This window comes from Streptomyces spinoverrucosus (assembly GCF_015712165.1).
Classification (GTDB): domain Bacteria; phylum Actinomycetota; class Actinomycetes; order Streptomycetales; family Streptomycetaceae; genus Streptomyces; species Streptomyces spinoverrucosus_A.
In genome coordinates this window covers 97676-122157 of the sequence record NZ_JADPZX010000001.1, presented here as the reverse complement: position 1 = coordinate 122157, position 24482 = coordinate 97676, and the positions used below count along the sequence as shown (strand labels likewise).

Annotated in this window: 22 protein-coding genes and 4 pseudogenes; 14 read left to right on the top strand and 12 right to left on the bottom strand. The window is 67.4% G+C overall.

Annotated elements, in window-relative coordinates:
• Positions 1-70: 70 nt before the first annotated feature.
• Together I2W78_RS00600 and I2W78_RS00595 are read right to left on the bottom strand one after the other, a co-directional pair.
• Positions 71-574, bottom strand: a complete 504-nt coding sequence (locus I2W78_RS00600) for a snapalysin family zinc-dependent metalloprotease (RefSeq protein WP_230885280.1) — start codon at positions 572-574, stop codon at positions 71-73.
• A 253-nt stretch (positions 575-827) separates the two neighbouring features.
• A complete protein-coding gene (locus tag I2W78_RS00595) occupies positions 828-1547 on the bottom strand; it encodes a TetR/AcrR family transcriptional regulator (RefSeq protein ID WP_196455971.1) in 720 nt (239 codons plus the stop codon).
• Between the two features lie 128 nt (positions 1548-1675).
• Here I2W78_RS00595 and I2W78_RS00590 point away from each other — a divergent pair, with 128 nt between their 5' ends.
• Both I2W78_RS00590 and I2W78_RS00585 read left to right on the top strand, forming a co-directional pair.
• Positions 1676-2896 (top strand): saccharopine dehydrogenase family protein, encoded by a 1221-nt coding sequence (locus tag I2W78_RS00590; protein WP_196455969.1) that lies wholly within the window; start codon positions 1676-1678, stop codon positions 2894-2896.
• Positions 2897-3260: 364 nt separating this feature from the next.
• Positions 3261-3506, top strand: coding sequence for a hypothetical protein (locus tag I2W78_RS00585; protein WP_196455967.1), 246 nt, complete (start codon positions 3261-3263; stop codon positions 3504-3506).
• A gap of 37 nt (positions 3507-3543) precedes the next feature.
• Here the strand turns inward: I2W78_RS00585 and I2W78_RS00580 are convergent, their stop codons facing one another.
• The 5 genes from I2W78_RS00580 to I2W78_RS00560 form a co-directional block, all read right to left on the bottom strand.
• The gene (locus I2W78_RS00580; RefSeq protein ID WP_230885279.1) at positions 3544-3843 is read right to left on the bottom strand and encodes a hypothetical protein; all 300 of its coding nucleotides are present in this window, start codon (positions 3841-3843) and stop codon (positions 3544-3546) included.
• A gap of 287 nt (positions 3844-4130) precedes the next feature.
• Positions 4131-4640: a DinB family protein gene (locus tag I2W78_RS00575; protein WP_196455966.1), complete on the bottom strand. Its 510-nt coding sequence runs from the start codon at positions 4638-4640 to the stop codon at positions 4131-4133.
• A 666-nt stretch (positions 4641-5306) separates the two neighbouring features.
• Complete coding sequence (locus I2W78_RS00570) at positions 5307-5849, bottom strand: GNAT family N-acetyltransferase (protein ID WP_196455964.1); 543 nt, start codon at positions 5847-5849, stop codon at positions 5307-5309.
• 236 nt (positions 5850-6085) lie between these two features.
• Positions 6086-6625: a GNAT family N-acetyltransferase gene (locus tag I2W78_RS00565; protein ID WP_196455962.1), complete on the bottom strand. Its 540-nt coding sequence runs from the start codon at positions 6623-6625 to the stop codon at positions 6086-6088.
• A gap of 35 nt (positions 6626-6660) precedes the next feature.
• Positions 6661-7092, bottom strand: a complete 432-nt coding sequence (locus I2W78_RS00560; RefSeq protein WP_196455960.1) for a type II toxin-antitoxin system Phd/YefM family antitoxin — start codon at positions 7090-7092, stop codon at positions 6661-6663.
• Between the two features lie 83 nt (positions 7093-7175).
• Here I2W78_RS00560 and I2W78_RS41550 point away from each other — a divergent pair, with 83 nt between their 5' ends.
• A complete protein-coding gene (locus tag I2W78_RS41550) occupies positions 7176-8195 on the top strand; it encodes an aldo/keto reductase (RefSeq protein WP_374222625.1) in 1020 nt (339 codons plus the stop codon).
• A 438-nt stretch (positions 8196-8633) separates the two neighbouring features.
• Here I2W78_RS41550 and I2W78_RS00550 read toward each other — a convergent pair.
• Positions 8634-8946 (bottom strand): annotated as a pseudogene (locus I2W78_RS00550) (transposase); the annotation flags it as partial.
• Positions 8947-9057: 111 nt separating this feature from the next.
• On the opposite strand from I2W78_RS00550, the pseudogene I2W78_RS00545 reads away from it, so the two are divergent.
• A pseudogene (locus I2W78_RS00545) lies at positions 9058-9396 on the top strand (MerR family transcriptional regulator); the annotation flags it as partial.
• 288 nt (positions 9397-9684) lie between these two features.
• On the opposite strand, the gene I2W78_RS00540 reads toward I2W78_RS00545, so the two are convergent.
• Positions 9685-10185 carry a hypothetical protein gene (locus tag I2W78_RS00540; protein ID WP_230885278.1) on the bottom strand — a complete coding sequence of 167 codons (501 nt, stop codon included), beginning with the start codon at positions 10183-10185 and terminating at the stop codon, positions 9685-9687.
• Between the two features lie 582 nt (positions 10186-10767).
• On the opposite strand from I2W78_RS00540, the gene I2W78_RS00535 reads away from it, so the two are divergent.
• The 3 genes and pseudogenes from I2W78_RS00535 to I2W78_RS00525 all read left to right on the top strand — a co-directional run.
• Positions 10768-11739, top strand: coding sequence for a serine hydrolase domain-containing protein (locus I2W78_RS00535; RefSeq protein ID WP_230885719.1), 972 nt, complete (start codon positions 10768-10770; stop codon positions 11737-11739).
• Positions 11740-12473: 734 nt separating this feature from the next.
• A complete protein-coding gene (locus tag I2W78_RS00530) occupies positions 12474-13541 on the top strand; it encodes a hypothetical protein (protein WP_196455956.1) in 1068 nt (355 codons plus the stop codon).
• A 95-nt stretch (positions 13542-13636) separates the two neighbouring features.
• Positions 13637-14002 (top strand): annotated as a pseudogene (locus tag I2W78_RS00525) (transposase); the annotation flags it as partial.
• 1 nt (position 14003) lies between these two features.
• Here the strand turns inward: I2W78_RS00525 and I2W78_RS00520 are convergent.
• On the bottom strand, positions 14004-14528 hold the full coding sequence (locus I2W78_RS00520) for a GNAT family N-acetyltransferase (RefSeq protein ID WP_196455954.1): 525 nt from the start codon (positions 14526-14528) through the stop codon (positions 14004-14006).
• A 638-nt stretch (positions 14529-15166) separates the two neighbouring features.
• On the opposite strand from I2W78_RS00520, the gene istA reads away from it, so the two are divergent.
• Together istA and istB are read left to right on the top strand one after the other, a co-directional pair.
• A complete protein-coding gene (gene istA, locus I2W78_RS00515) occupies positions 15167-16798 on the top strand; it encodes an IS21 family transposase (protein WP_196464333.1) in 1632 nt (543 codons plus the stop codon).
• Positions 16795-17592, top strand: coding sequence for an IS21-like element helper ATPase IstB (gene istB, locus I2W78_RS00510; protein WP_196455952.1), 798 nt, complete (start codon positions 16795-16797; stop codon positions 17590-17592). Before istA ends, istB begins: the two co-directional genes overlap by 4 nt.
• Before the next feature lie 89 nt (positions 17593-17681).
• Here istB and I2W78_RS00505 read toward each other — a convergent pair whose 3' ends face one another.
• On the bottom strand, positions 17682-18107 hold the full coding sequence (locus I2W78_RS00505) for a hypothetical protein (RefSeq protein WP_230885277.1): 426 nt from the start codon (positions 18105-18107) through the stop codon (positions 17682-17684).
• Positions 18108-18397: 290 nt separating this feature from the next.
• Between I2W78_RS00505 and I2W78_RS00500 the strand changes: the two genes are divergently transcribed.
• The 3 genes from I2W78_RS00500 (at position 18398) to I2W78_RS00490 (ending at position 20275) form a co-directional block, all read left to right on the top strand.
• Positions 18398-18982 (top strand): DinB family protein, encoded by a 585-nt coding sequence (locus I2W78_RS00500; RefSeq protein WP_196455950.1) that lies wholly within the window; start codon positions 18398-18400, stop codon positions 18980-18982.
• 46 nt (positions 18983-19028) lie between these two features.
• A complete protein-coding gene (locus I2W78_RS00495) occupies positions 19029-19847 on the top strand; it encodes an IS5 family transposase (protein ID WP_196455948.1) in 819 nt (272 codons plus the stop codon).
• Positions 19848-19939: 92 nt separating this feature from the next.
• Entirely contained in the window at positions 19940-20275 is a 336-nt protein-coding gene (locus tag I2W78_RS00490; RefSeq protein ID WP_196455946.1) for a hypothetical protein, read from the top strand.
• Here the strand turns inward: I2W78_RS00490 and I2W78_RS00485 are convergent.
• Positions 20272-21092, bottom strand: a pseudogene (locus tag I2W78_RS00485) (IS5 family transposase). The gene I2W78_RS00490 and the pseudogene I2W78_RS00485 overlap by 4 nt on opposite strands.
• A gap of 251 nt (positions 21093-21343) precedes the next feature.
• Here I2W78_RS00485 and I2W78_RS00480 point away from each other — a divergent pair.
• Together I2W78_RS00480 and I2W78_RS00475 are read left to right on the top strand one after the other, a co-directional pair.
• A protein-coding gene (locus tag I2W78_RS00480; protein WP_196455809.1) for an IS3 family transposase occupies positions 21344-22536 on the top strand; the annotation gives its coding sequence in 2 pieces (ribosomal slippage) (positions 21344-21608 and positions 21608-22536; 1194 coding nt in all).
• 1084 nt (positions 22537-23620) lie between these two features.
• Positions 23621-24469 carry a PhzF family phenazine biosynthesis protein gene (locus I2W78_RS00475; protein WP_196455945.1) on the top strand — a complete coding sequence of 283 codons (849 nt, stop codon included), beginning with the start codon at positions 23621-23623 and terminating at the stop codon, positions 24467-24469.
• The last annotated feature ends 13 nt before the right edge of the window (positions 24470-24482 follow it).

The window sequence follows — 24482 nt, the reverse complement described above, 5'->3', positions numbered from 1 at the left end:
ACCGATGCGTTGTGCCAGCTCATTCGGCGAAGTGCGCGGGGACGGCCGACCCGCCCCGCACCTCGGTGTGTCAGTCGACCACCACATCGCCCACGACGCCTGCCGGATGCGCGAGTGCGAGACCGAAGTTGTCCTCGACCTCCGCCCTCTCGGCCGCGTCGGGATACGGGTTGGTGCACGACACGCCCGCGCTGGAACCGGACATGAGGCTGGTGCAGGGGCCGGGCTTGCGGTCGGGCAGGCCCAGGATGTGGCCGAGTTCGTGCGCCGATATCCGGACCGTGTCATAGCCCTGGTCGACGGCCTGCCGACCCATGTAGACGGTTCCGTTGCCGAGCGAGGTGGTCACGGCCCGGGGCCAGCCGTTGTCGGCCAGGATCCTGATGTTGGCGCGCTGTCCGGCCGCGGCGGGGCGCAGCTCGACACTGTCCACGCTCTCGTTCCAGACAGCCGCACCCCGGTCGACGGCGGCCCTGAACTCCGCCGACGCACTGGCGTCGTACGTGACGACGCGGGCCGCGAGGGCCGACGCATCGGCGTCCGTCGGCGCGGCGTGCGCCTGACCGGCGGTCATCAGGGCCGCTGCTAAGGCTGCGGTGAGGATGGGGACGAACGTGCGTGCGTGCAAGGTCGGCCTCCTGTGGGGGAAGGTGGGCGTGTTCATGTCACGTTCTGCCGTGCTGCCTGCCCATGCCCGGCGAGCACCAATCCCTCAATCGGCCCGCCCGGCGCGGAGTCGACGCAGCTCCGCGGAGACGCTCACCGCGGGACCGACGAGCCCGGCGACCGTGGTGGCAGGCCGACAGAACGGACTCGGCGACGGCCGCTCACCGGCCGTCCCTGCCTCGCAGCCGCTCCCGCTGAGTGGCCACGCCGTCCAGGAGCATCCGCAGGGCGGTCGGGAACGCACTGGTGATCATGCGGGAGGCAAGGAGGGGCGCCGCCTCGGCGATACGGGGGTACGCGCTGGCGGGCAGTGTCGCGTACGTCGAACGCCACATGTCCTCGTCCGCGCGCAACGACTGCTTCGGCAGGGCCAGCGACGCGGCGTCGAGGGCGGCGAAGGCCAGCGTCTGGTCGATGAACGCGTGGTAGATGCGCACGGTGTCCGGCATGGGGAAGCCCGCCGTGCGGAGGACGTCAAGGACCGCCTCGTCGGCGGCCAGCTCGTTGGCCCGCCCCGAGACACGGCTCGCGGTCAGCTGGGCCGCCTGAGGATGGGCGACGTACGCGGCGTGGATGCGCAGGCCCACGTCGTACAGATCCGGCCGCCACTTCCCCGTGGGCTGCCAGCCGTCCAGCGCCTGCCCGATGAGTCGGTCGCCGATGGCGAGGATCAGATCGTCCATTCCCCGGAAGTAGCGGTACAGCGTGCTGGGGTCGCAGTCGAGGACCAGGCCCAGGCGACGGGCGGTGAGCCCTGCGCTGCCGTGCTCCCGCAGCAGACGCAGGGCCGCCTCGACGAACAGTTCCTCGGACAGGACGGTGCCGCTCCTGGTGGGGCGGCGGCGCCGCCGGAGTTCCTCGGGGACGACGGGCTTCGGCAACTTCAGGCTCCTCAAACGCGGGCGCGTCTTATGCCAACGCGATTGACCTTAAACGAGCGGGACGCCTTTGATTCCGTTCAGGTCCCGCTCAACTCCGATCGACACACAACTGAGAGGCGATACCGACCATGCGCGTACTTCTCGTGGGAGCCGGTGGCGTGGGCACGGCGATCACCCGGATCGCGGCCCGCCGGCCGTTCCTCGACACCATGATCGTGGCCGACTACGACCCGGCACGGGCCGAGGCGGCCGTCGCGTCCCTGGGGGACCGCGGCGACCGCTTCCGGGCGGAGCAGGTGGATGCCGGAGACGAGCAGGCGGTCGCGTCACTGCTGCGTCGCCACTCGTGCGACGTCCTGCTCAACGCCACCGACCCGCGCTTCGTGATGCCCCTGTTCCAGGCGGCGCGCACCGCGGGCGTCACGTACCTGGACATGGCCATGTCGCTGTCCCGGCCGCATCCCGAGCGCCCGTACGAGGAGTGCGGGGTGAAGCTCGGCGACGCGCAGTTCGCGCAGGCGGCCCAGTGGGAGGAGAGCGGCGCCCTGGCGCTGGTCGGCATGGGCGTGGAACCGGGCCTGTCCGACGTCTTCGCCCGCCACGCGGCCGACGAACTCTTCGACCGGATCGACGAGATCGGCATTCGCGACGGAGCCGATCTCACCGTCGACGGCCTCGCCTTCGCGCCGTCCTTCAGCATCTGGACGACGATCGAAGAATGCCTCAACCCGCCGGTGATCTACGAGGCGGAGCGCGGCTGGTTCACCACCGCGCCCTTCAGCGAACCCGAGGTCTTCGACTTCCCCGAGGGCATCGGCCCGGTCGAGTGCGTGAACGTCGAGCACGAGGAGGTCCTGCTCGTGCCACGGTGGATCGACGCGCGGCGGGTCACCTTCAAGTACGGCCTGGGCACCGAATTCATCGACACCCTGAAGACCCTGCATCTGCTGGGACTCGACCGCACGGAACCCGTCACCGTACCCGGCCCCGACGGCACGGTCGCCGTCTCGCCCCGTGACGTCGTCGCAGCATGCCTCCCCGACCCCGCCACACTGGGCGAACGCATGCGGGGCAAGACCTGCGCCGGCACCCTGGTGCGCGGCCTCAAGGACGGGAAGCGGCGCGAGGTGTACCTGTACCACGTCGTCGACAACCAGTGGTCCATGGCGGAGTACGGCTGCCAGGCCGTGGTGTGGCAGACCGCGATCAACCCCGTCATCGCCCTGGAACTCCTGGCGTCGGGCAACTGGACCGGCAAGGGCGTGCTGGGCCCGGAGGCCTTCCCGGCCCGCCCCTTCCTGGACCTGCTCACTGAGTACGGGTCTCCTTGGGGCATGCGGGAGCAGTGAGGGGAGCGCACCGAGGCCAAGGACTGACGGGGGACCACTTGTCGGTGGCGGCTTGCGACCGCGCCACCGGCTTCGGGCGCCCGGCTCAGCGCGTGGTCGATGAACCGTTGCGGGGCGGGGGCCGGGGGCCGGGAACGGGGAGCCGGGCGCGGGAGGTCAGCCTGCCGATTGCATCCGGCGTAGCTGGGATCAGGTCACGTTCCGCACGGCAGCCGGCGCGATCCGGACGACTGTTGGGGGGTCCGGACGTCGAAGTGATGCGCCCCCTGAAGTAGAGGAGCGTCGGCCCCTTCAGCCGCGTCCCCGCCGGTCACGTCGGGGGCTCGGCCGCTGGGTCGATCGGCTGAGACATGGTCGCTGACTGGTGGACACTGTGTTGCGGGCCGCCGGAGTAGCCGTTGGGCTGGGCGTTGCTGTGTTCCTGGCGGATCGGGTTCTGCTGGCGGTAGAGGCTCGGGGCTGGATCTACTGGCGCAAGACCAAGGGCCTGTCGTCCATCGGTGTCGACCTCATCCAGGAGGGTGACCCCGGAGCCCAGGCCGTCAAACGCGCCATGGAACAGGAACGCGTGCGCAAGAACGTCAGGCCGGCGGAAGACCCGCCCTTGTGAAAGACGCTGGGTCGTCGGAGTCTGCCCCGATCGAGGTCTACTCGCCCATGCGTTGCACCAGCTCGCGGGCCGGGATCGCGAACACGTCCAGCCCCCGAAAGATGACTCGGTCTGTCTGAGTCGACGGCCTCCCGAGCTCAATGGCTTCGAGCATGTCTCGCGTGCAGTGGATGCTGATCATCAGTCCACTGGGACGGAAAACGTGCTGACCCGGCCGGTCGGACTCCGAGACCGCGGAGAGATCGCGGAGCGAGTCCAACGCCGTGTTGGCTGATTGCCGAGTCATACCGATCCGCAACGGGCCAACGCCGATTGGTGGGGCGAGCTCGAAGTCCATGCGGGCATGATCCCAAACAGGTCTGTCAACGAGTCACGAAGCTCCATCCAATCCCGAGATGTTGCAGAGCGTGAGAGCTCCACAGAAGTTGGACCAGAACCAGATTCCACGTGCAAAGCCAATCCGAGCATTGCCCGCACCATGGCGAGCGTGACCAGCTTGGCCTCGGTGAGCCGCGGCGATGCCCACTGCGGGCCGCCACGAAGCGAGATGCGGTGCGTCCTTCAGCAGGTCGTCGGTCTTCGGTGATCCTCCTGAAGGGAACGGCTTTTGAAATCGGAGGCCGTTCAGGCGCCCACCGTCCCGTCGATACCCTCACGCAGAAAGTCCGCGTGCCCGTTGTGACGGCCATACTCCAGGAGCACGTGCAGCATCACCATCCGCAGTGACACCTCCTTGCCCCATCTGGGCTGGTAGCCGGCACGGTCCAGGGACTCGGCCGCCCGCTCGATACGTCGTGAGTTCTCCACCTCGGCCTCCCAGACCGCGAACGCCTCCTCCCTGGTCGACGCGCTCGCGTCGTACGCCGCCTGAAAATCGATCTTGTCGGACCAGACCATGGGCGCGTCGTTGTCCTCGAACACTCGACGGAACCAAGCACGTTCCACCTCCGCCATGTGCCGCACCAGACCGAGCAACGAAAGCGTCGAAGGCGGCATCGACCGCTTCCGCAGCTCCCCGGTGGTAAGCCCTTCGCACTTCATGGCGAGGGTTGCACGGTGGTAGTCGAGGTAAGCCCGCAGCATGTCGCGTTCGCTGCCACAACTGGGCGGCCCTATGCGGTTGTCGCTGGTCACCGGTCGTGCTCCTCGTCCGCGCCTGCATTCGGGACCAGTATCCACTCCCGTCGACTGCCTTCAGACGACAGCCACTCCATGGAATCGATGATCTGAGCCAGTCAACCCCGACGATGCCGTGCAGGTCGACGGCGGAGATGCAGTGAAGCGCCGCCCCGACGGCGAGAACCTGAACAGATCGCAGAGCCAGGGGGCGCCGTCAGAGGCTTCACTCGCGGAGGAGGCGGACTTCGCTGAGCCGCCTTGGGAGCATGCTGAGCGCGTCGTTGCCAAGACATAGTTGACCGGTTTCACGCCGCAGGCGCTGCTCTTCGAACCGACGAGGACTACGCCCGGGCCGAACACCGGGTCTCGCGCCAGGCGGATGAACGTGACGTAGGTACCGATGAGCGCCTTGAGCAGCGGCTGGTGTTCGGGCTTTGGCCCGAGCTGCGCGCAAGGGCCGCCCGCCTGCGGTGATGTAGCTGGCCATGGTGCGCTCGACCACCAAGTGGAGGCGGCCCGTCAAGGGACGCCATGGCTTGGAAGAGGGCTGCCGCCCTGGGCGTATCGCTTGTTGGTCGGCTGACAGGGCCCACGGCCCGCGCGGGCACAACGACGCCGTCCGACCCTCGGTCGTCCATGTCGGCTCGCCGGCCTGCCCTTGACCGTCGGGTGGCAGGCAGCCTAGCCCTTCGAGTCCGGCTTCCAGTCATGGACTAGGAGCCCGAGCAGCACCTCGTCCAGGAACTCGCCCATCACCCAGGCCGCGGAGCGCAGCACGCCCTCGCGGACGAAGCCGTTGCGCTCGGCGGAGCGCAGCATGGCGAAGTTGTCCGACAGCGTCTCGATCTGCAGCCGTTGCAGGCCGCGTACGACGAAACCGTAGTGGCACAGCACCGCGACCACGTCGGTGCCGTAGCCCTTGCCGCGGGATGACGGCAGCAGCCCGAGTCCGATGTGCGCGGACCGGTTGTGGTTGTCGATGCCCCACAGCGTCGCGGTGCCGACCAGCGTGCCGCCGTCCAGCTCCACCACGGAGAACGGGACGTGCGCCTGCTCCTTGTCGTCCACCACGAGCCGCGAGTCCTTCGAGCCAGGCGTGATCGGCCGCCACGGCCGGCCTTCGGACCGGGAGGCGTTGACCACGTCGTCGTAGAGCTCGGCCCGCAGGATCGGAATGTCGTCCTCGTGCCGGGCCCTGAGTCCGACCTTGTTGCCTCTTAGCATGCAGGCTTCCTATCCACACAGGCTGGTCGGCGGCAAACCAATAAAGAGGTCGCCTCAGTTGATGCATGCGGCGGTAACAGAAGAGGGCGCCGGCGATGCCGACGAAGGCCAGGAAGTGCTCGCCCCGCACAGTCGTCGCACCGCCGCCGTCCCCCGCCCCGCGGGCGCGTCGGCGCCTCCGACGCCAGGTCCTGGAACAACTGCCACAGCTCGTCATAAGCCGTTCGGCATGAAGGTCACAGGCCGGCGCGGAGGTCTTTGCGCTGCGTGGAGTACATCGTCTGCGGAGCATCCCACTCGATGAAACTGCCGATCGGGCGCATGCCGATGGCTTCAAGAAGGCGCCGTGAGCGGCTGTTGGCCTCCTGGGTGACCGCGATGATGGAGGGATCGTCCGAGGGGATGTGGTCGAAGGCCCAGCTGACTACGGCCGTTACAGCCTCACGGGCATAGCCCTGTCCCCAGTGTTCCGGAAGAAAGGAGTATGACACCTCTCGTCGGCCGTCGAACCGGGACTTCGGATCGATCGACACCGAGCCCAGCGTGACTGCGTCTTGCCGCGTGACCACGGTGAAGAGATTGGGACGGCTCGCGAACTTCTGCTGATAGGTGGCGAGTTGGTCTTCGGCGACAGGCCCGCCCAGGAAGCGCCGGACATCGTCGTCGGTCCACAGCCGGGTGAAGGCGGGCACGTCGGTGAGTTGGGCGGGACGCAGGATCAGTCTGGGGGTCTCGATGACGCATGGCCAGACCGCAGCGGCGGACAGTGAGGACATGAGAGTGAGGCAGCCGATCGAATCAGCCCTCTTCACTACTCCCCGACCGGGGGCTGACGGGCGAGGAACTCGGCGAACGCCTTGGACTGCTTGGGGTCCATGTATGTCTGGCGTCCGTACATGGCCCGTTCCTCCAGCCACTCGACCCAGCCCGCGGTCCGCAGCTCGGCCACGACCACCCGGTCCCGTGTGAACGTCATACGCTCGCCGTCCGCGTGCACGTACCGGGTGTATGGGCCATGCTGCTCCGGGCCCGGTGGGCGTTCCTCGGCCGCGTCCGGCACCGGTATCGGCGCCCTGTCAGCGCGCTGCGCGAAGTGCTCCAGCTCGGCCAGCTCGGCCGCCGGGAAAAGCACGCTCACTGGCTGGCCGTCCGTAGTGAGGGTCACGCGCTCGCCGGTCTGCTCCACCAGGGCGACCAGATGCCCGAAGTCCTCGACGGTGCCTGTCATTTCAACGCTGCTCATGCGCCTGGACACTATCGTCCGCGCTTTGGCTGCGTTGTGCCCAGTAGGCGGTAGGCGGTAGGCGGTAGGGGAGGGGAGCGGGAATGGCGATTCCCAGGTCCTGTGCGGCGGGTGGCGACGACGATTCGGTCAGGCGGGCGCGCGGCCTACCTTCCGGGCGATCCGAATCCTGCATCACGCCGGGTCGGCCTGTGCGGCATGGGGGACGTAGCTGCCTGAGGCGCAGATGCCCTGCCCCCGATGAGCCGCGGATCGATGTCGCTACGGGTGGTGAGGTACGACGCCGCGGCGGGGACGTCCTCGGCGCGCTGGAAGGGATCCCCCAGGCCGCGCGGCTCGCCCTCGCTCTCACCCTGGTAGGCCGCGTCATAAGCCAGAGCGGCGAAGCCGTGCCGGGAGAGCTCCACGGCGTAGCGGTCGGCGGTTTGCCCCTTCACACCGCCGGCCGGGTGGCCCACCACGACGGCCGCGAGCTGTCGTGCTCGCTGTGGACCCGCGACATGGAGGAGCGGGTCCTGCCCGCGCTGCGCGAACTCGGCATCGGATTTTCGTACCGCACTCGCCGCTCGCCCACGGCTTCCTTCCTGACCGGCACGCTCCGCTCTCCCGAGCAGTTCGACGAGGGCGACTGGCGAAGGATCAGCCCGCGCTTTTCGGGCGGGAACTTCCGGCGCAACCTGGCCCTCGCCGACGAGGCAGGCACTACGCCGGCTCAGGTAGCCCTGGCCTGGCTGCCGGCCAAGGGCGAGCACATCGTCCCCATCCCGGGCACCAAGCGGGTCGCCCGCGTGGAGGAGAACGCCGCTGCTGACACCGTCGAACTGGCCCCCCGAGCAGCTGGCCCAGCTCGACAGCCTGCCTCCGACCGCCGGTCGGGACCAAAACGACGAGCAGGTGCGGATGATCGAACGCTGACACGACCGGCCACCCGCAGGACCATCCTTCGATACGGACAACCGTGCCAGACCGTGTTCCCGGCCGGACCAGCGGGCATCGCCTGGGCCGACTACGTCGGCCCAGGCACCGGCTCACAACACCGGCAGCGTCGACTTCGGAGCGTTCGTCCGGCCAGCCCTCGGTCGGCAGGCACAGCGCCTGGCTGAGTTGGCGGGGCGTTGCCGGAAGGCGGCAGAGTTCAGCCGAGTCTCGATGCCGGAAGCTGCCGTTCACGTTGGCCAACTAGGTGAGTACGGTTGGTCGGGCGGCTCTCCGTGAGCGAAGCAGAGTCCGCCGATCGTGATCAGGGTCTGAGGCCATTGCGGGGGACGATGAGTTACATGGTGGCTGCGCTGGCGGCCGTTGCGTCAATTCTGGCCGCCTCCATGACCGTGCTCGTACGCCGGGAGCGACGGCGGATGCCGCTCAATCCCGAAGCACATCGGATCGAAGCGGCGCACACCCGGGGGCTTCGCGTTGCGCGCCGCCACGCTCATGCCCGTAGACATTTCGCCGATCTCAACGGCGTCAGCGCCCTGCGGGACCGTGACTCCCGGCCATAGCGGTCCAGTCAACCGTTGCGAGCTTTCGGCGAGCGTCTTCCACTGGGCTCGGGCCCGGCGGTGCACCTTGTTCTCCGCTTCCTGCTGACGGCTCAGATGTGCTGGCCACGCCGTTTGCGGTGGGGGACCCGTGCCCACGACAAGCCCGGTCCATGCCTGATTCGCTGAACGCCTGACAGTCGTTACGGCTGCCAGGCAGCGATGCCGATCGCCACTACGAGCCGACTGTTCGCGTCGATGACGACGTGCGCGTTCGTTGACGGCGGCAGTACTTGCGGGACGCGGCGGCGATGCCGTCGCCTCGGGTGGGTACCAAAGTGCCGTCAACGATGTAGACGGTGTCCTTGCGCGGCCGGAGCAATTGTCAAGGCCTGTGGATCGGGTCGAAAAGCCCGCACCCAGGCTGACTGGGTCTCCTGAAGGACGGACTTGAGTCTCCCGTAAGGGGAGACACGAGGGTGGGGGCATGGACGGCGACACGCTTTACACGATCGGGGCGTTGGCCCGGCGGACCGGGCTGACGGTGAAGGCCATACGGTTCTACTCCGACACCGGAATCGTGCCGTCGACTGACCGCAGCCCGGCTGGCTACCGGCTCTACGACCTCGATGCGCTCGCGCGACTGGATCTGGTGCGGACATTGCGTGATCTGGGACTCGATCTTGCCGTCATCCGGCAGGTGCTGGACCGGGAGATCTCGGTGCCCGAGGTCGCGGCCGCGCATGCTGACGCTCTGGACGCGCAGATCCGCACCCTGCGCCTGCGGCGCGCGGTGCTACGAGCGGTGGCCAAGCGGGGCTCCAGCCGGAGGAAATTGGTCCGGTGTGGCCTACCGACATTCGGAGACCTGAGGCGAGGCACTGGGCAGCCCTGCCGCCCGAGTCACTGGGACGGCCGTGCCGCGCAGTGCGCCACGGCAAGCCGGGACGGCACCGGCCGTGACACCCTCCCCGAGTGATCCACTGGGTACCCCTCCGCAAAGGCAACGGCGTGAATCGCTCGCCGCACCCGCAGCGGGGCCGCCACCCGCCGTCCACGGCCGGGCGGCAGTACGTGTACGGGGCCGACCTACCAGACCGGCCCCGCATTGCTTTCACTCAGCCATTTCACTGGCGGCTGTGCGCCAGATCTGGACCAGGCAGTATTGATCTGCGCCATTCAGTTTCTCTTCGTGCCCAGGCGGCATGGGCAAGGGTTCCCGGAGTCCCCCCAACGGAGAGGTGAAAGGCCCGCCCTCACGATTGAATATCCACTGCCAGCGCATCCCGTACAAGCCGGACGAGGGCAGGATCAAGGGGACTTCTTTCCGTCCCCCGTCGATGGTTTCCAGCGCGAGGTCGCCGCCGGGAAGCTCCACCTCCACGTTCTCGGCACCGGACCACTGAGCATCGCCTGCCGGAGGCACGGTTGACCAACTTTCCAACCGCACAGACGCCCGGATTACTTGTGGCGGCACCTGTAGATAGACCATGCCGGGGGCGGAAAGCAGCCAATTCGTGCGATCGGCAGGTGGTGAATACGTATCGACACTGGTGTCAACCAGCCCAAAGATGCGATAACTTGGAGAAATCACGGTTTCGAAAACATCCAGCATCCTGCTCAAGGGCACCTCGCACGTCATCGGTTGAGTCGCGGGCAGCGTAGGCGGCCGACGCGGTGGTCGGACGCGTCGGACCGCTGGTTCCGTGCCGAAGATAAGGTCGTCGAAACGGCAGAATCCCTCCTCCACCTTGCACTGCGTTGCCGACATCCTGACCCGCTGCTGGAATGTCGAGGTGTTGGGCAGCACTTAGCGACGCACGGGACTGGCCGATTGCGCGCCGGACAGGTAGGGAAAGCCCCACCACGAAGCCTCGGGTGCCCCGTATCGACCCGATTGATCACTTCGACCTAGCGTTCAGGTATGGGAAAACTGTCGCAGATGCGTGACCCCTTGTCGGTAAACACCCGTATGCATGGCACGGCCCGAACGCGCGGCCGGATGGCGTGGCGTCGTACCGCGACGGCCGCCGCCGCACTGGCTGCTGTCCTTGCCGCAGCCACCTCCCAGAGCGTGTCGGCCGAGCCCGACTGGAAGAGTGACGGCCAGGCTCGGTTACAGCGCGATGCCGACGCAATCCGCGCTCTGGGAGTCGTCGGCGTCCAGGCTCGTGCGGTCACCGCCGACGGCCGGCACCTGGTCGCCACCAGCGGTGTCGCCGATCTTCGGACCCAACGGCCCCTCGTACCCGATAGCTACTTCCGCATGGCGAGTACGTCCAAAGCCTTCGTGGCCACCGTGATCCTGCAACTGGAGGAGGAAGGCAGGCTGTCCCTGGACGACACCGTGGAACGCCGGCTGCCCGGTGTGGTGCAGGGCAACGGCAATGACGGCTCCAAGATCACCATCCGGCAGTTGCTCCAGCACACCAGCGGCATCCACGACGACTACCCGGACTTCTCCTCGCCCCGGGACTACTACAAACACCGCTACGACGTGTACCAGCCCCAGCAACTGGTGGCGCGCGCGATGCGGCACCGGCCGGACTTCCAACCCGGCCAGGGGTGGGCGTACTCCAACACCGGCTATCTCCTGCTCGACATGATCATCGAGCGGATCACCGGGAACCCGGTCCACCAGGAGATCACCAACCGTGTCATCCGTCCGCTCGGCCTCACGCACACCCGGTGGACTGGAACATCGCCCACGTTGCCGCGCCCGCACGCAGACGCCTACCAACTCTTCAGCAAGGGCGCTCTCGTGAACGTCACCGAGCAGGTCCTGAATGACTCCGGGACCTCCTTCGTCTCCACCACCGCGGACATCAACCGCTTCTTTCGTTCGCTGCTCGGAGGCCGACTGCTGCGCCCCGGGCAACTGGAGCAGATGAAACAGACCGTTGCTGTCAGCAAGGACGCGGAGAGGTTGTGGCCGGGTGGGCGGTACGGACTCGGGCTGGTCCAGCGTCCGCTGTCGTGCGGCGGAAGTTACTGGAGCCACGAGGGCGGTGATGGAGGGTACGTGGCCTTGAACGGTGTCACCGACGACGGTACGCGCAGCGCCGTGGTCTCCATGTCCACGGCACGCTCAGACCGCGAGGAGAACATACTTGAGCAGGAAAACGCCGCCAGCGCGCTGATCGACCATGCGTTGTGCCCGGCACAGTAGACCGGCACCCGCGGACATCGGCGTCCCGTCCTGACCATGCTCTCGGTAAAGCCCCTGCGTGCGCCTGGAGGTAGAGAGCTACAGCGGACCGCAGCCCCCGTTCGGTGGGCCCAGAGAAGGTGGCGGTGGACCCGATCGCGGCCCGCGCCGCGGTCGGCGCAGGCGTCCGGCCTGCTCAGTGCCCATCTGCATCTCGAACGCGGCGACTTGGAGGGTACGGGCGGGGACCCTGCCCTCCGAGTAAATGCAGGTAATGCGCTGCCGCATCCCGCCTTACGTTCTCCGGTCACGAGATCGACCGCTGATCGCGTGCGTCGTCAACAACCACAGGGAGCAGCTTGCTGCCTTTCGTCTACCGGATCACCAAGTAACGACCCCGCCGATCGCGACGAGCACGGTCACTACATCGGTGTTGAGGAGTCGACCAGCGACCACGAGCCAGCAGAGACGGCCTACTTGCGGGCTCATCTGCTACCGGCGTCTGAGCTGGTGAGCTGGTGAGCCGGTTCAAGGCGACTGCGAGGAAGCCCGGGGTCGGTGCCATCGAGCTCACGGCACGAGTCGTGTCGGCAACGGCTCAAGCCCAGGAGTTCCACCATGAGCACCGTACGGAGGCTGATCGTCAAGAGATCCTGGCGGGGCTCGGGCTGACCACAACTGCGGGAAGAGTGACAGTCCCTGTCGGCCGTTCAGGCTGTGGGGCCTTGTCAGTGGCCGGTGACAAGATTGCCAGTATGGTCTTCGCACGTACTACTCCGCCGCGGCCTGTCGACGTCACCGCGGTCTTTCCCGAGCTGGCTCCGTTGGCCCGTGCGGCGATTCGGCTGCATCCACGTGCCGGGTCGCCCTCGGTACGGGACAGCTCTGTGGGTGGCTCGTTGCTGTGGCCCGCTGAGGAGCCTTGGCCACACTGCGAAGCCGTGCACCGCGGCACCGGACGGAGTAAGTCGCCGGCAGACATACGCCTTGAGAGGCGCCGACGAGCCCGACTCCACCGTGATCCCCATGGTCCTCACTCCACGCCGGAGGAGACGGCGATCCAGCACCGCAACGACGCAACGTTCATGGAGCGACTCGAAGCCGGCCCTCCCTGGCCCGCGGAGAGTCCAGTCCCCATGCTGCCTGTCGCCCAGCTGTACGTGCGCGATGTCCCTCTCCTGCGGCCGCCCGGGAAAGCCGACGTGCTCCAAGTTCTGTGGTGTCCCTACGACCACGAACCGTATGCCAAGCCCGCCACTGCGCTGTTCTGGCGATCCGCGGCCGATGTCGACGATGTCCTGGCTCTGCCGCCGGACCCGTACGAGGCGGACTGGGACGGCTACGTGCCGGAGCCCTGTCGACTGGCGCCAGAAGCGATCACCGAGTATCCCCACAGCCTCGATCTCAGCCCGGAGGTGCGGCTGATGGTGGGGGACTGGAGCAGATGGCAGGCCGCCGGCGCCGGCGTGGACAGCTCGTACGCGAGCTGTCCGGCGGAGTTCTACGACGGCAATCTGGCAATCGCTCCCGGCTGGAAGGTCGGCGGCTGGCCCCCGTGGGGCCGCACTGATCCCAGTCCCCGATACTGCAGTGTCTGCGAGGTGCAGATGGTCCCGCTGCTGGCCATTGCCTCCTTCGAATGGGACTACGGCAAGCGCGGCTGGGCGCCATACGAGGACGAAGCTGCCGCCTACGCCGCCAGTCATCGCGCCGGCCAGAACCCTGCGCAGCCGACCAAGGTGGAAGTCGGCAGCACCGACAATATGCAGCTCTACGTCTGCCCGACTTCCCCCGAGCATCCGCACACCGACCTGATCCAATGAACTGCCACTGACCCTCGCGGAGCCGGTGACAGAGCCTCGCTGGTGCCGGCCAGGCCGCTTCGTTCGATCTCATTCACCACGTCATCCGGCGAAACGGCGGTGTGCAGGCCGTCGCCGCGTTCGAGAAGAGTTACGGCGCGAAGTTCCCCAAGGCCGTCAAGAAGATCACCGACGACACGGACGAACTGCCGGCGTTTTACGACTTCCCCGCCGAGCACTGGATCCACTTGCGCACCACGAATCCGATTGAGTCGACCTTCGCCACCGTCCGCTTGCGGACCAAGGTCACCAGGGCTCTGGCAGCGCGGCCGCCGCCCTGGCCATGGTCTTCAAGCTCGTCGAGTCCGCCCAGTCCCGCTGGCGGGCCGTGAACGGACCCCCACCTCGTTGCCCTCGTCCGCGCCGGAGCCCGCTTCGAACGCGGCCAGCTCGTTGAACGTCCCGAGGCCATCGCCGCTTGACCTACCTCAACTCATCCCGTACGGACTTTTCGAGGAGCGTGAACGACTTGGGCGTACCGCCCGGCTGCGGCTTACCCTCCTTGCGTCCCACAATCCGATAGCCGGCGTTGAGGTAGTACGCACTCAGGCGTGCGTTGGTGGCCAAGCAGTCCAGACGAACCAACGGCCGGCCCGCCTCGGTCACGCGTCGCTCCGCGACTCGCAGAAGCTGCCTCCCTGTCCCGGGCGGGACACTTCTGCGGTCCACCATCAGCCGGTGCACATAGCCAGCCGTCGGCGGCTGCGGCCCCCAGGCGTCCTCGTCCTCCCACCAGAGCTCCCAAGCCCCGACCACACGATCGGCAACCTCCGCGAGCCATACCTCCCCGCTCTCCATGATCCGGCGGAAGTGGTCCCCGCCCAGCTCACCAGGCTGCCACTGACCAGTAACGCCTTGAGCAAGCATCCAGCGGGCCGCGTCGTCGCGCAGACGCACGACGGCGGCAAGGTCGGCGTCGGCAGCGAGACGGAAGCGTAGATCGTTCACGCCGCGATCTTCGCACAGGCGTCCGCCCCCGCATCGACCGGCCGAAAGCGGGGCTTCCCTGGAAGATGGACAGGCCATTATCGCCGCCTGAGCGAACTCAACTGATCCACACGTATTGACAACTACTCCGCCGAAGGCCGTGCGCCCGTTCCTGGAGAAGCGTTGGCTGTGGGCGTCCAGGAGTGAGGTGCCCGTTTCACAGGCGTCCGCCGGATCGGTGAAGAACTCCACCCGGCGCTGGCGACACTGCCGGAGGTGCGAAACGTGTCGCTCTGGCAGACAACCTGCCGGGGGCGCTGCCGCGCCCGCCCCCCCCAGCCAAGCATCCGCCCACCTACGCCCGGCTCCGGGACGAAGTCGTGGTGGAGGCGGTCGCCGAGGACCTCACCGTGCGGGCCACGGGCCCGGTCACCCTAAGGCGTTGTCTCACGTGGCAAGTTCCTCGGCTTCTTGTGGCAGCTCAGGGCACTGGCCATGGCCAGACTGGCTTTGTTCACGGGTTGTGAAGCCCGTTGTTCACGGGTTTGGGAGGCGCCCAGATCCACGGTCGGGTGATGTTCACGAGTTTTGAAGTCGCCGGGGTGCTTGCCACGGGAGCATCGGGATGCTTCTGGTGAAAGGGCCTGGTCATGCCGCAGATGTCGAAGGTCGAGCTGTACGCGGCGATCCGTCGCGACCACCGCGGCGGTATGAAGATTCGAGAGATCGAGCGCAAGTACAACGTGTCGTGGCGGACGGTCCGCAAGGCCGTCGACTCGGTCTGGCCGGAGCCGAGGAAGCAGTTGCCACCGCGGCCGACTGCCCTGGATCCGTACAAGTCGTTGATCGACGGGATGCTCCTGGCGGATCTGGACGCGCCGCGCAAGCAGCGGCACACGATCACGCGGATCTTCCACCGCTTGGTCGAGGAACATGCTGCGGACGTCTCCTACCAGATGGTCCGGCGCTACGTCGCTGACCGGAAGCCGCAGATCCTCGTCGAGTCGGGGAAGGCGCCGGTCGAGGCGTTCGTGCCGCAGACCCACCAGCCTGGCATGGAGGCCGAGGTTGATTTCGGCGACGTGACCGTCCGGCTCGCTGGCGAGCTTGTGACCTGCTATTTGTTCTCTTTCCGTCTGTCCTACTCGGGTAAGGCCGTCCACCGGGTCTTCGCGTCCTGCGGCCAGGAGGCGTTCTTCGAAGGGCACGTGCACGCGCTTCGAACGCTGGGCGGAGTCCCGCGGAGCAAGGTCCGCTACGACAACCTGAAGGCCGCCGTCGCCCAGGTGCTGGGGCTGAGCCGGGCGAGGGTCGAGGCCGACCGGTGGATCGCGTTCAGGTCGCACTTCGGGATCGAGAGCTTCTACTGCCGGCCCGGCATCGAGGGCGCCCACGAGAAAGGCGGAGTCGAAGGGCAGATCGGCTACTTCCGCCGCAACCACTTCACGCCGGTGCCCGAGGTCGACTCGCTGGCCGAGCTGAACGAGCTCGTCGATCAGTGGGACCTGCGGGACGGACGGCGCCGGATCGGTTCGCGGCCGCGGACGATCGACGAGTACTTCCAGGTCGAGCGGCCGCTGCTGATGCCGCTGCCCGAGGAGCCGTTCGAGACAGGCCGGCTCTTCACTCCGAGGGTCGACCGCTACAGCCAGATCGCGGTCCGCACAAACCGTTACTCGGTGCCGGTCCGGCTGATCGGCAAGCGGGTCCGGGTCGTGCTGCACGCGTCTCACCTGGTGGTTTACGACCGGAACGTGGAAGTGGCCCGGCACGAGCGTCTGATCGCGAAGGGCGGCTGCCGCCTGGATCTGGACCACTACCTGGAGGCCCTGATCCGCAAGCCGGGAGCCTTCCCCGGCGCGACGGCGCTCGAACAGGCCCGCTCGGCGGGCAAGTTCACCCCGGTCCACGACGCCTGGTGGGCCGCAGCGGTCAAGGCTCACGGAGACACCGCTGGCACCAGGGCCTTGATCGAGGTGTTGCTGCTGGCCCGCCACGTCTCGCACGAGCACTTGGTCGCCGGCCTCGCGATGGCTCTGCGGGCCGGGGCCCTGACTGCGGACGCGGTCGCGCTGGAGGCCCGCAAGGTCGCCCAGGCCGAGGACGAGCCCGCCAGGCATCCTTCGCCGGCGGACGCCGGCGGCGCGGCCACCGTGACGTTTCTGCACGAGTGGCGGCTCGCGCATCTCCCCCCGGACACCAGGCCGCTGCCCTCGGTGACCCACTACGACCAACTGCTCCGCCGCCGCCGCGCCAGCGGCGGTGAACACCGCGAGGGAGAAGCACAGTGACCCTGCCCCGCCAGCGAGGATTGACCGAGCAGGCCGCCAACACGGCCATCGACACCGCCTGCCGCCTGCTGCGGCTCCCCTCGATCAGAAACGAGTTCTCCGACATCGCCGACCGGGCGTTGAAGGACCAGATGACCTACCGCGGCTTCCTGGCCGAGCTGCTGATGGCCGAGTGCGACGACCGGTCCCGGCGCCGTTCGGAACGGCGGATCAAGGCGGCCGGGTTCCCCCGGGACAAGTCGTTGCGGACCTTCGACTTCGACGCGAACCCGAACATCGACGCGGCCACCATCCACACACTCGCCAGCTGCGAATGGATCAAGAAGAGCCAGCCGCTCTGCCTGATCGGCGACTCCGGGACCGGCAAGTCCCACATGCTGATCGCGCTCGGCACCGAGGCCGCGATGGCCGGCTACCGGGTCAAGTACGTGCTGGCCACGAAGCTGGTCAACGAGCTCGTCGAGGCCGCCGACGAGAAGCAGCTCTCCAAGACGATCGCCCGCTACGGCCGCGTCGACCTGCTCTGCATCGACGAACTCGGTTACATGGAACTGGACCGCCGCGGCGCCGAACTCCTCTTTCAGGTGCTGACTGAACGCGAAGAGAAGAACAGCGTCGCCATCGCCTCCAACGAGTCCTTCGGCGGCTGGACCAAGACGTTCACCGACCCCCGCCTCTGCGCGGCCATCGTCGACCGCCTCACCTTCAACGGCACCATCATCGAGACCGGCACCGACTCCTACCGCCTCGCCAGCACCCGAGCCCGCGCCGAGGAGTCGGCCAAGGCCGGCTGATCCCTGCCGCTACCTACCTCGACGGCCCGCCGCCCTCCGGGCGCCGGGCCTTCCTCGCCGAACCCAGTCGTTCCGCCCGGCAGGTTCACTCAATCCGCCGTCCGTGAAGCGGCCGCTTCGATGCCTGATGCCCGCAGCTTCCGCGCCAGGAGCTCCATCTCGGGCAGGGTCCCGGAGTACTGCCCGGTCAAGACCTGCTCCAGCACAGCCCGGACGCCGTCGAGGCCGATGCCGAATTCCGCCCGCAGCACCCGCATGATGGCGGCGTTCTTCGTCGGCGGGGCTACCCGCAACCTTGCCCGCCCGTGCTCGGAGAGCAGTCGGCCACGCAGTTCCTCCGACAGGTCATCGCCACACACAGCCAGGGCAAACCCGCAGGCCGGACACGTCGACTCAACATCCCACCTCAGCACCTCGCCCACCAGCGCCTGAACACCGCACGACTCTGCCTCGGCGCCGCACTCCTGGCACACAGCGGAGTACCTGATCGACTCAACCAAGATCGACTTTTCCATAATCCCACCCCCAAGAGGAGAGGTTAGGCGGCAGGCGGCGAACGTCTCTCCGGGGCTCCAACATCTCCCCCTGCCACCCGAGCCAGCGGTCCAGGCCACGCTGGTCCATGCGCTGACGCTATCTCTCGTGAACATTCCGAGGCGCAGTGATCACCAACTGACGCCCAAACCGGCAGACAATCGCTGCTGCTGAACATGAACAAAGCCAGCCAGACTGCGGCTCTGCCGGTTGTTGCAGTCCACGCACGGGATCTTGAGGCCGCGACTACCCCATGGCAGGCTCATGCTGCGTGATCGATGAATTCGCGAAGGACAACCTGCACGGGAGACTGCGGCGGGACCGCGAGGCGCTGCTCTGGAAGCTCGACGGTTTGTCCGAATACGACGCCCGCCGACCGTTGACAGTGACCGGGAGCAACCTCCTCGGCCTGGTCAAACACGTGGCCAGCGTCGAGGCCAGGTACTTTGGCGAGGTCTTCGACCGCCCTTTCCCGGAACCGCTGCCCCGGTGGCAGGACTACGACGGCAGCGATCTGTGGGCGACTGAGGGCGAGACCCGCGATCAGATCATCGAGTTCTACCGGCGGACGTGGGAACACTCGGACGCGACGATCAACGAGTTTCCCCTCGATGCCCCCGGCCACGTGCCCTGGTGGCCGGATCCCCATTCCAACACGAACCTGTTCGCCGTCATGGTCCACGTCCTCGGCGAGACCAACCGGCATGCCGGGCACGCCGACATCCTGCGCGAAGGCGTCGACGGCCGAACCGGGATGCGCCCCGAACATGAGATGCAGATCGATGAGGAAGCCCGCGCCGCCTACTACGCGAAGATCGAGCAGGCCGCCAGATCGGCCGCATCGGCCAGAGCATAGAGGTCTGTGCCACGTGACTTGAGGTTCGAGCGGCATGATGGCGGCCGTGAGGGCTGATCTGTCGAAGCGTCTGGTTCCTGATGAGCTCTGGGAGCTGGTCGCCCCGCTACTGCCGTCGTTCGCGGCTCGACCACAAGGTGGCGGGACCGCTCCGCGTGACGAGCGGGCGGTGTTCACGGCTGTGGCGTACATACTGACGAGTGGGTGTGCGTGGCGGTATCTGCCCGAGTCGTTCGGTGTATCGCCGACCACCGCGCACTGTCGGTTCAGCGTGTGGACCGAGGCCGGGCTGTGGCGCAGACTGCACCGGGCGGTGCTGGACGAACTCGGCGCCAGGGGTGAGTTGGACTGGTCGTCCGTGATCGTCGATGCCGCGTCGGTGCGGGCAAAAAAGGGGGGCTCGCTGACCGGGCCGAATCCGGTCGATCGCGGTAAGAAGGGCAGCAAATTACACGTGCTGTCCGAGGGGCAGGGCCTGCCGCTGGTCGTGGCGGTGTCGGGTGCGAACCTGCACGACAGCCAGGCGTTCACGCCGCTCATCCTGGGGATACCGGCCGTCCGCTCCCGGCGCGGACCCAGCCGCAGCCGACCGGTGAAGGTCCGCGCGGATAAGGCGTACTACTCCGCGAAACACCTGCGCTGGCTCCGCGATCGCCGCCTCGTTCCTCGGATCGCCCGGCCCGGCATCGAGTCCGGTGAGCGACTTGGCCGGCACCGCTGGAAGATCGAGCGGTCGATCGCCTGGCTCCTTGGCTACCGCCGCCTCACTGTCCGGTACGAGCGAAAAGGCAGCCACTTCCTCGCTTTCCTCGGCCTCGCCGCAGCCCTCACCTGCTACAAGAGACTCGCCAAACTCACCACGTGAGACATCCTCTAAGAACTCCTAACGGAATGCTCCACGCGGACTTGAGGGCTACGCCGGGGGTCGTGAACGAGCGCGGTTGCTACTGTCCGGACGTGGCCTTGACCGACCTCAACAACGGCTTTCGTGATGATGAGCAGCGGCGGCGCGTCCAGAGGGTCATTCATGATCGCCTCGCAGACGACCGTGACCCGCAGGAATGCCGCTGCCTCATGCGGTTCTGGTGGCAGCTGGTCATGTCGTACCAGGAGGTGTCGATGGACGAGCTCAGCCTGAACGTCGGCAAGCCGAAGCTGGACGTGATCGAGGCGCTGATCAGCGCCATCAGGTCGTCCCATGCCGACATCGATGCCTGGATCACCACCACACAGCAAGTCTTCCCGGTGATCCAAGATCGCGGCTTCAGGGCCGCCAAGGACAACGACAGTTAAGTCGGCTGGAGCTTCTTCAGCCGTCGCCAGCAGATGATGCTGCAAGCGAGGCTGAGGAAGGCTTCGTGGATGTCATCGCGTATCTCCCAGCGGATGCGCAGGCGGCGGAACCAGTGCAGGTGGGCGAACGCTCGCTCGACGACCCAGCGTTGGGTGCCCAGGCCGGAGCCGTGCTCGGTGCCGCGGCCGGCGATCTGCGGCTTCACGCCGAGGTCCCAGACCAGGCGGCGGTACTTGTCGTGGTCGTAGCCGCGGTCGGCCAGCACCACATCCGGGCGGCGCCGGGGGCCGGCCGCGCTTGCCCCGCACGGGCGGTACGGCCTGCAGGAGCGGGATCAGCTGGGTGACATCGTTGCGGTTGCCGCCGGTCAGGGGCGCGGCGAGCGGAATGCCCGTGGCGTCGGTGATCAGGTGGTGCTTGCTGCCCGTCCTGCCCCGGTCGACAGGGCTTCGTCCGGTCTTGGCTCCCCTTTAACGCCCGGATGTGGGAGCCGTCGACCGCCGCCCGGGAGAGGTCCAGGGCGTTCGCGGCGCGGAGGTCGGCGAGGAGGACCTCGTGCAGTCGGGGCCACACGCCGTCCTCGGTCCACTCGGCCAGGCGGCGCCAGCAGGTCATGCCCGAGCCGAAGCCGAGTTCCTGCGGCAGGTGTTCCCAGGTGATTCCGGTGTGCAGCACGAACAGGATGCCCTGGAACACCAGCCGGTCCGGATGCCGCTTGCGACCCGGATGCCGTATCCGGCGCTCAACCTTCGGCAACAGCGGCTCGATCACCGCCCACAGCTCGTCGTCGACTTCCCACGGCTTCGGCCGAGCCACCCGCACCCCCAGATCACCAGTCTCGGAGTGATCCAACCACCTCGAAGATCATTTCGTTAGGAGTTCTAAGCCTGGACCTGCGTTGACCCAGCTCTTCGAGGAGTCGCTGGGCACGTTTCTCACAACGGAGGTCTGCGCGCGATACCGAGCCGCGACCGACGGGATCAGATTTGTGGAAGTGAGCTGTACTGAGATTTGTGGAGTCCCTGATGCCAGGGTTACGGTCCTGGCGAAGGAGATCCACCAGCACCATGGCAGCACCCCGTAAATATCCGGACGAACTGCGCGAGCGCGCGATTCGCGAGGTCCGCACCACCGGCCGCCCGATCGCGCACGTCGCGAAGGACCTCGGCATCCACAAGGAAGCCCTGCGAGGCTGGGTCCGCCAGGCCGAGGCCGACCGCGGCGAGCGGGACGACCGGCTCACCACCGCCGAGCTGGACGAGTTGAAGCAACTCCGGAAAGAGGTAGCGGAGTTGCGGCGGGCGAACGAGATCTTGAAAGCCGCCTCGGTGTTTTTTGCCCAGGAGATCGACCGTCCCCGGACGAGGCCGAGCAGGTGATCGACCACCTGCGCGAGAGGGGCCTTGGGGTCGATCCCGTCTGCCGGGTGCTGGAGCTGTCGCCGTCGACGTACTTCGCCCGCAAGAAGCGGCCGAAGTCGGCCCGCCGGCTCCGGGACGAGCAGCTCATGCCGCTGATCGAGGAGGTCCACGCGGAGTCGGGCGGCACCTATGGCGCCCGCCGGATCACCCGCGCGCTTCGGCGCAAGGGCCACGGGGTGGCCCGCTGCACCGTCGAGAGGCTGATGGCCGAGCTGGGCCTGGAGGGCGTCATCCGTGGCCGGCGGCGTCGGACCACGATTCCGGAACCGTCGGCGCCGCGTCCGCCGGACCTGGTCGACCGCGACTTCACCGCCTCCCGGCCCGATCAGCTGTGGGTCGCGGACATGACGTATGTCCGCACCTGGTCGGGATGGGCGTATGTGGCGTTCGTCCTGGATGTGTACTCGCGGATGATCGTCGGCTGGCAGGTCGCGAACCACATGCGGACCGAACTCCCTCTGGACGCCCTGGAGATGGCGCTCTGGCGGCGTCGGATCAAGAAGGACTCCGGACTGATACACCACAGCGATCGCGGGTCGCAATACGTATCAATTCGGTATACCGACCGGCTCGCCGACATCGGCGCCTCAGCCTCCGTCGGCTCCGTCGCGGACTCGTATGACAACGCGATGGCCGAGGCGCTGAACGGCACCTTCAAGGCCGAGCTGATCGAGATGCAGGGACCCTGGAAGGACGTCGACCAGGTCGAGCGGGCGATCTTCCAGTGGATCACCTGGTACAACGAAGAGCGTCTTCACTCCGCGCTCGACTACGTGCCGCCGGCCGAGTACGAGGAAGCCTTCTGGCGCAGCCAGGAGCAAACCCCGCAGTCCGCCTGAACCAATCAAGATCGGACTCTACGAAACTCGGGGCAGCTCAAAGGCCTCGGGCAGGGCGACTATTTCGAGGCGGTGGCGCCTACCTGGCAGGGCTGCTGGAACTCATGCCCAAGTACGCGGAGGACTCAGGACGAGGGAAACGACGTGACCCGGTCACCGTCTACAACAGGCTTGGACGAGCCGGATCGTGTGGAACTGGAGCGCGTGACTGAGGAACTGCACGAGGAAGCCACCTCGGGCAATCCCGAGGAGAGTGAGCTGCGTCGGCTAGCTGGTCGGATCAAGGACCGGTTGCTGGAAGCGCGGCGACCATGGCTGCGACGGTCGGTATCCAGATGGCCGAGCAGGCGATCGGAACACTGACGCAGTAGCCCACACCCACCAGTTCCGCGTTCGCGCCATGATCTGCCGTCTGCGGTCGCCGATATCCGGATGAGCCGTTCGACGGGTTCGCAAGGGGATCGGTGCTGCAGTCGCTTTGGTCGCTGTCGGTGGGGTCCGCGGCATCTCCGGCGCAACCGCGCGCCGCGGGTGCGGCGCCGCTGGTCCGGTACGTCGGCCATGCTCGGGGCTAGTGTGGAGGTTCGTCATGCCACCACACGATCTGGTCCGGCGCCATCTCGTTTGGCCTGGTCACTTCTCTGAACCGGCGCCTCGTCGAGCTCTGTTGGCTCTGAGGACTGGTCTGCGACATGTGCTTCGTCTGTGGCTGGACCACCCGCCCGCCGGACCGTCATCGGCCCCAAGGGCCCCGAACATCCCGTCACCTACGCCGAAACCCTCACCCTGAATACCGCCAACCCCGCCCGCCTGTGCTGCGAGGAGAACCTGCGTGCCACCTTCACCCCGGCGGCGACGCGTGGCGCGAGGTCGTGCAGGCGTGAGTGTGCGGTGGCCACTGCCGACGACTTGTCCTGGACCACCACGGGTCTACGACCCATCCTCAGCTCAGGGCCCGGCCAATCAATCCACTTTGTTGTGGCTGGCCCTGTCCTGGCCGCGCGGGCGCCCGTTGTGATGGACCTGCTTCCGCCGACGGGTGGGACGTACAGATTCCGTTGCAGCCGCTTGAAAGGCGCCCCTGATGACCATGCCGCGTACCCGCTCGTTCGTGCAGGTCGACGTGTTTTCCACGAGCCCCTATTCCGGCAACCCGGTCGCGGTCGTTCTGGACGGGACGGACCTGACCGATGAGGAGATGCAGCGCCTGGCGCGTTGGACGAATCTGTCCGAGACGACGTTTGTGCTGCCCCCCACCGCCCCTGAGGCGGACTACCGGTTGCGGATCTTCACTCCCCAGGGTGAACTCCCGTTCGCCGGGCACCCCACCCTCGGCTCCGCGCGCGCCTGGCTGGACGGTGGTGGCGTACCGCAGCATGCCGACCGCATCGTGCAGGAGTGCGCCGCCGGCCTGGTCACCGTGCGCCGCGGCGAGGACACTCTGTCCTTCGCCGCCCCGCCTCGCGTTCGTGAGGGCGCGCTTGACGACGACTATCTGCACCGGATCGTGGCCGCATTCGGCATCACGCGTGACCGAGTCGTGGCCCACCAGTGGGTCGACAACGGTCCCGGCTGGGCCGTGATCCACCTACCCACTGCCGAGGAGGTCCTCGCCCTCGAACCCGACCTGGCCCTCATCCCGACAGCCATGGTCGGCGCGATCGGGGCCTATCCCGACGGATCCCCGCACCAGTTCGAGATGCGCACCTTCGCCCCTGGCGCCGGCGTGCCCGAGGACCCCGCGTGCGGCAGCATGAACGCCGCCGTCGGTCAGTGGCTCACCTCCACCGGCGCCGCACCCTCCACCTACCGGGTCTCCCAGGGCACGAGACTGGGACGGGCCGCGAGTATCGAGATCACCGCCGATACGGACGGCACCATCTGGGTCAGCGGCACCGCAACCATCTGCATCCGCGGCACCATCACTCTCTGACCGCTCCACCGCT

Coding starts and splice junctions, on each gene's coding strand:
- I2W78_RS00600 (WP_230885280.1), bottom strand. CDS start 574: ATGACCGCCGGTCAGGCGCACGCCGCGCCGACGGACGCCGATGCGTCG.
- I2W78_RS00590 (WP_196455969.1), top strand. CDS start 1,676: ATGCGCGTACTTCTCGTGGGAGCCGGTGGCGTGGGCACGGCGATCACC.
- I2W78_RS00580 (WP_230885279.1), bottom strand. CDS start 3,843: ATGGACTTCGAGCTCGCCCCACCAATCGGCGTTGGCCCGTTGCGGATC.
- I2W78_RS00570 (WP_196455964.1), bottom strand. CDS start 5,849: ATGCTAAGAGGCAACAAGGTCGGACTCAGGGCCCGGCACGAGGACGAC.
- I2W78_RS00565 (WP_196455962.1), bottom strand. CDS start 6,625: ATGTCCTCACTGTCCGCCGCTGCGGTCTGGCCATGCGTCATCGAGACC.
- I2W78_RS00560 (WP_196455960.1), bottom strand. CDS start 7,092: ATGAGCAGCGTTGAAATGACAGGCACCGTCGAGGACTTCGGGCATCTG.
- I2W78_RS41550 (WP_374222625.1), top strand. CDS start 7,176: ATGGCGATTCCCAGGTCCTGTGCGGCGGGTGGCGACGACGATTCGGTC.
- I2W78_RS00540 (WP_230885278.1), bottom strand. CDS start 10,185: ATGCTGGATGTTTTCGAAACCGTGATTTCTCCAAGTTATCGCATCTTT.
- I2W78_RS00530 (WP_196455956.1), top strand. CDS start 12,474: ATGGTCTTCGCACGTACTACTCCGCCGCGGCCTGTCGACGTCACCGCG.
- istA (WP_196464333.1), top strand. CDS start 15,167: ATGTCGAAGGTCGAGCTGTACGCGGCGATCCGTCGCGACCACCGCGGC.
- I2W78_RS00505 (WP_230885277.1), bottom strand. CDS start 18,107: ATGGAAAAGTCGATCTTGGTTGAGTCGATCAGGTACTCCGCTGTGTGC.
- I2W78_RS00475 (WP_196455945.1), top strand. CDS start 23,621: ATGACCATGCCGCGTACCCGCTCGTTCGTGCAGGTCGACGTGTTTTCC.